The sequence below is a fragment of the Longimicrobiales bacterium genome, from assembly GCA_028823235.1.
In the GTDB taxonomy this organism is placed as follows: domain Bacteria; phylum Gemmatimonadota; class Gemmatimonadetes; order Longimicrobiales; family Gaopeijiaceae; genus UBA2589.
In genome coordinates this window covers 1-5,600 of the sequence record JAPKBW010000048.1, presented here as the reverse complement: position 1 = coordinate 5,600, position 5,600 = coordinate 1, and the positions used below count along the sequence as shown (strand labels likewise).

Below are 5,600 nucleotides of genomic sequence, written 5' to 3'. Positions count from 1 at the left end.
ATCGTCAAGCTGATGCGCAGGATGATGGGCTTCCCTAACCGGGACATTGCAACCGGAAAGGTCGCGACCCGCCATCTCTCGATCCCCGGACCCCAGGGCGAGATCCCGGTTCGAATTTACACGCCCGAAGGGGTCGATCTTCCGATCCTGCTCTATTTTCACGGCGGCGGCTGGGTCGGAGGGAGCGTCGACTGCGTCGAGAACATCGGACGTGGCATCGCCGATCGCGGAGGCCATATCGTAATCAACGTCGACTATCGCCTGGCACCGGAACACAAGTTTCCGGCCGGTCTCGAAGACTGTTATGCCGCGATCGAGTGGGCCGCGCAGCACGGCAGCGAGCTCGGCGGAGATCCGACTCGTCTAGTGGTTGCGGGAGACAGCGCGGGCGCCAACTTCGCGACCGTTTGTTGCCTGCTCGCGCACGAGCGCGGCGGGCCGCCGATTTCTCAGCAGGTGTTGATCTATCCCGGCGTCGACCTGTCCGGGCGCCATGACGAAGAGCACGGCCCCCAGGAGGGTTCGGGGGGCATGGACCTCGGGAGCTTCATGGCTTCGGTCTATGTTGATCGACCCGAACAGCTGGCGGATCCGCGCTGTTCACCGTGGCTCGCCAAAGACGTGTCGTTTATGCCGCCGGCGCTGATTCTGACAGCCGAGTACTGCTTCATCCGGGACCAGGGCGAGGCGTATGCGAAAAAGCTAGCCGCAGAGGGCGTCTCAACCCGCGCGATCCGGTACAACGGCCTGAACCACGCATTTCTCGACAAAGTCGGCGTCTGGGACTACGCGGACGCGTGCATCGAAGACATCGCGGACGCGCTTGGACGTCACTCGGAAAGCGACGACCCTTCCGTCCGCCGGGCAGCCAGAGCCACCAACTCATAGTCACTCGCAAGAATCTCGACGGCCATGTTGGGGCGCGGCGCACCAAGGCCATCGCGAGGAAGATCCCGCGCTTCTTCTCGGGAATCGCCGCAATCATTGCATCACGTTCGTCTCGCGCCGATGCTCGGAGCGAATCGGCGCCGTGGTGAACGAGTTGGCCCACCCCGCTGGGATTTCTCCCTGGCCCGAAACCGGGGCGGCCAAGATCCCGATTTCAAAGGGCGAAGTGGTGGAGGCGGTGGGAATCCCGGGCCAGCCAAGCTGGCCATGCGCATCGACTTGGATCGAGCTGGCCAATACGGCACTTAGAGTCCCAAAGCAGCGATTAGAAGCCGGCTCCTGCCAGTATGGGGCCACACCACTCGCCTCTGGAAGGGGATCGTTTTGCGAAGGTACATTCTGGCAGCAGTGTTGGTTCTGATGCCGAGCGGGGCACAGGCTTCGTCATCAGAACTCAACATAACGCCCATGCTCGGACGTTGTGACAAAAGCAGCCTGAGTGTCCTAACCCCTCCATAACTATCCGGTCCTCGGCCGTTCCCTGACGCTGGCTTGGAGCCGTGTGTGGGGATTCTGGGCGAGCAGTATCGAGCTCGAATGGCGGGTCAGCTAACTTGTCCGCGAATCAGGGAGAGTTTCATGAGGGTTGAAGTAAACGGTGCACGGCTGTTCTTCGAGGTCGGCGGTAAGCATCTCGACTACGAAGCGAGTCACGCAACAGAGCGGCCGACGCTGATCGTGTTGCATGGGGCGCCGGGTTTCTCTGACCACACCGCATTCCGGCCTGACTTCGCGTTGTTGGAGGATTTTTTCCGGGTCGTCTACCTGGATATGCGGGGATGCGGGCGAAGCGACGACGACCCGAACGGGCAGTACAGCCTCGAGGGCTGGGCCGACGATCTCGTTGGGTTCTGCGATGCACTCGAGATCGACAAGCCCGTCGTTCTCGGGAATTCAGCCGGCGGGATGGTGGCGGCGGTTTATGGCATCAGGCATCCAGATCACCCAGGCAAACTCATCTTATCGAGCACGCAGGCACGACTAGACCCGCAGCGGTGCGCCGTGGTCTTCGATCGGCTTGGCGGAGAGGTCGCACGTGAGGCGGCACTCGACAGCCTCGAGCGGATCGGCGACCTATCGACTTTCGCTGCCTATGGCGAGCATTGCATGCCGCTGTACAACCCCACTCCGCAGGGTCCCGCGTTTCAAACTGCGGTCTTTCGCAAAGAAGTGGCTGTTGCGTTTCACACGCTCGGTGGGGTCTGGCACGCAATGGACCATCTCGCCGATCTCCGCCATGTGACCTGCCCCACGTTGGTGACGGCGGGTGCGCACGACCCGGTCACCCCGATCGAGGACAGCGAAGATATCGTTGCCCATCTTGACCCCTCTATTGTACGGTTCGAACGCTTCGAGAACGCCGGTCATGGGGTATGGCATGACGACCCGGATCGCGCGTTCGCGCTCCTGCGCGACTTCATCGCGGCCGACACGTCTCGGTGAGCCTCGCTACTTCAGGCTGACGGTCACGAGACGACCGATTTTCTGGTCGTCGCTGAGTGGACCCCAGTCGTCGAGTGTCCATGATCGGCCGACCATCTGGACGAGGTGAGATCGTCCAGGAGCGTCGATTAGCTCGACGAACCCTTTCACTCTGAGCACATTCAGGCTCTCCAGTCGTGCGATCAGTTCACCGCGAGAAATCGGGGTCGGTAGATCCAGCGTCGACGTGACGAATCCGGCAATGGAAGCTCCCGCTCGTGCGGGTTCGGGGCGGGCGCCCCGTGATGCTGCCGAGATGGCGACGGACGGATCGAGGCGACCGTGCTCAACGGGGATCACGGGGCGTCCGGGGGCCAGTGCTGCGAGCCGTTGGGTGAGGTTGGCCAGCTCGGTAGCACTGAGTTGATCCGAACGTGAGAGGACAACGATGTGAGCAGCGTCGAGTTGGCGTTGGATCAGAGGAGCGAGGGCTGGTTCGTCGAGCCTGTCGGCGAGCGAGCTTGCGTCGACCACGGTGATGATTCCATCGAGACGGAGACGGGGCTCGGCCGCTATGACGGTTGCGATTCCGGTCGGATCGCCGACGCCACTGGTCTCGATAATGATGGCATCGGGTGTCGGCGACCGGCCTGCCAGTTCGAGCAAGGATCGAGCGAGGTCGGGTCCCAGAGTGCAGCAACTGCAACCATTGCTGAGATCGATTCGCTCGGCAGCAACCGATGCGAGGAGCTCGGCATCGATGTTGACCTCACCCAGATCGTTGACCACGACAGAGATGCGCAGTCCGTGGTGGGAGGTGAGAAGGTGGCGGAGCAGCGTGGTCTTGCCAGCCCCGAGGAACCCACCCACGACCGTCACCGGCACCCGCGTCGTCGGCTGTTCATCGGCAGGCGGAATTGGTGCCTGGATCATCGAGACAAGCGCGTCCCACTCGTAGTGGAGCCGATCTGCGCTGTCAGTCATTAGCAGCGTGGGGCACACCACCCAGAACAGTCCCTAGGACGGGAATATCCTTGAGCTTGGCCGGGTCAACCTCGTATGGGTCGTCGCCGAGCACAGCGAAGTCGGCCAGCTTGCCGACCTCGAGGCTGCCGATGTCATGGTCACGTCGCAGCACGAACGCGGCATCGGTGGTGATGGCGCGCATGGCACGATCAACCGAGATTCGCTCTCCAGGGGCCATGACCGTCTCCCCATCGGCAGCGAGCCGGTTCACCGCAACCCATGCTGCGGTGAGCGGCGCCATTGGACCGACGACAAGGTTGTAGTCAGAGTGCAGCGTGAACATGGCCCCTGCTTGTTCGAGTGTGCCGAGGCGAGCCGTCACAGCCGCCCGGTCCGGCCCGAACCCACTCTCGGAATGAATCAAGGATCGGTAGTGAACGAAATACGGGTTGACGCTGGCCATCCCGCCGAGCGCTGCGAGCCTTCGGCCTTGGGCCACGGTGCTGATGCTGTAGTGCTCGATCGTGAAACGGTGATCGAACCGAGGCTTGCGGGACTGGAGTTCGGCGAGGGTGTCGAGGGTCATATCTATCGTCTGATCACCGTTTGCGTGAGAGTGGATCTGGATTCCTTCCTTCCAGTACGGCCACATGGTCTCGACCATGTCTTCCCACGGCACCTCACCGGTGAGGCCCTCCTCGCCATCAAGGTAGCCCGGGAAGTTAAGCTTCAATGTCATAGACGGGTACGAGCCGTCGTTCACGAACTTCACCCCGTGCACTGCGAGCTGATCGGTGTTGCGTTCCTTCATCGAGCGGAGAAAGTCGATCCGGCCATCGCCGTACTTTGTCTCGAGCCGCGAGTGGAAGGGCACCAGCAAAACGCGGAGGGGGAAACCGCCAGCGCTGATCACTTCTTCGTGGTCATCCCACTCACGCTCGAACGACTCAGCCCCCCAGATCATGTCCGCTGTGGTGGTGACCCCGTTGCGGACTGCAACCGCTGCCTGCCGACTCAAGGCCTCGACCCCGAAGCCAGGGCGGTACACGTACTCAGCTACCGGAGCGACAGCCATCCCGACCGCACCAGTCTCGATGAACCAACCATTGAGTCGTCCATCGGGATACCGACCGAGGCCGTGAGCGCTGGTTTCGTCGGTGACCCCGATGCGTTTTATCATCGGCGTGTTCGTGTAAACAATATGAGGGGCGTATGAGAGAACCCAGATCGGCACGGTGTCGGAGATCTGATCCAGCATGTCTCGGTCGAGGTGACCGCCCTGACTGCCGGGGTCATACCCCCAAGTGACAACCGGGCGGGTCGGATCATCGATGGACGTCACAAGATCTTTGAGCCGAGCAAGGACTGCGGCACGATCGTCGAGGCCCCGCACCAGTCCGCTTGGGCTTTGGCACGGGATGGGGCCCACGTAGTCGAGCCCCATGAACGTGCCCGACATCCGCAGATGAGTGTGCGGGTCAATCAGACCAGGGACGAGCACACGATCGGAATAGGTGTCATCGACCTCGTGATCGACCCGCCTCAACCAAGGCTGCATCGATTCCAGCGAACCGATCGACACGATCCGTCCCTCGGACACCGCTACCGCCGTTGCAGTCGGCCGCCCCGGATCCATCGTCCGGATCTGTCCCGCGGTAAACACGCGCAACCTGTCCATAAGTTTTCCTCTTCCTCATCGACGCATCCCAACCCACGTGTTGGCTCGCTCCCAGGGGCCGACACTAGACCGGCCGGGGCCCCGGCACGGGACTCCCCATAGCGATTCAACATAACGCCCATACCCGGGTTGTGCCGGAAGCGCGCTCGAATGCCCTGCTCGTTGAGCCGGGAACGAGTCTTACGTTTAATTCAATTTTCAGTCGATTCGAGTTTTGTATTCATTAAGCGCGGTGGTCGGTTCGGGGACATGTCTAAGAGTTTCGCGAAACACCAAGCAACCCGCGTCGCCCCCGGCGGTGTAGTTGAACGAATTGGAGCTATCGCCGTTGTCGGACCACATCCCCTGCTGGTCAGCCTCGGACGAACAGGCCCTGAGGGCAAGGGCCGTCGGCGCAATCGCTCCTAACTCTTCTGTCTGAGCGCATGGCACCCGGGATCGCTCGTAGAGGGGCTCGGGGGCCGTGCGTTCATCCGGGCGGATGCTTCAGTCCGAGATGGGTCAGGACGGGGTGCCATGTGCGTTGCCCGCCACGGGCTCCCCTGGGGATTTAACATAACGCCCAGGCTCGGACGTTGTGCCAGAA

The 5,600-nt window shown here is 62.0% G+C and carries 4 protein-coding genes; 2 read left to right on the top strand and 2 right to left on the bottom strand.

What is annotated here, in order from left to right; genetic code table 11:
* Both OSA81_13205 and OSA81_13200 read left to right on the top strand, forming a co-directional pair.
* On the top strand, positions 1–888 hold an 888-nt coding region (locus tag OSA81_13205), incomplete at its 5' end, for an alpha/beta hydrolase (GenBank protein MDE0899959.1).
* 639 nt (positions 889–1,527) lie between these two features.
* On the top strand, positions 1,528–2,391 hold the full coding sequence (locus tag OSA81_13200; protein MDE0899958.1) for an alpha/beta hydrolase: 864 nt from the start codon (positions 1,528–1,530) through the stop codon (positions 2,389–2,391).
* Positions 2,392–2,397: 6 nt separating this feature from the next.
* Here the strand turns inward: OSA81_13200 and OSA81_13195 are convergent, their stop codons facing one another.
* Complete coding sequence (locus OSA81_13195) at positions 2,398–3,354, bottom strand: GTP-binding protein (GenBank protein MDE0899957.1); 957 nt, start codon at positions 3,352–3,354, stop codon at positions 2,398–2,400.
* Positions 3,347–5,014, bottom strand: a complete 1,668-nt coding sequence (locus OSA81_13190) for an amidohydrolase family protein (protein ID MDE0899956.1) — start codon at positions 5,012–5,014, stop codon at positions 3,347–3,349. The genes OSA81_13195 and OSA81_13190 overlap by 8 nt, the downstream gene beginning before the upstream one ends.
* Between the last annotated feature and the right edge of the window lie 586 nt (positions 5,015–5,600).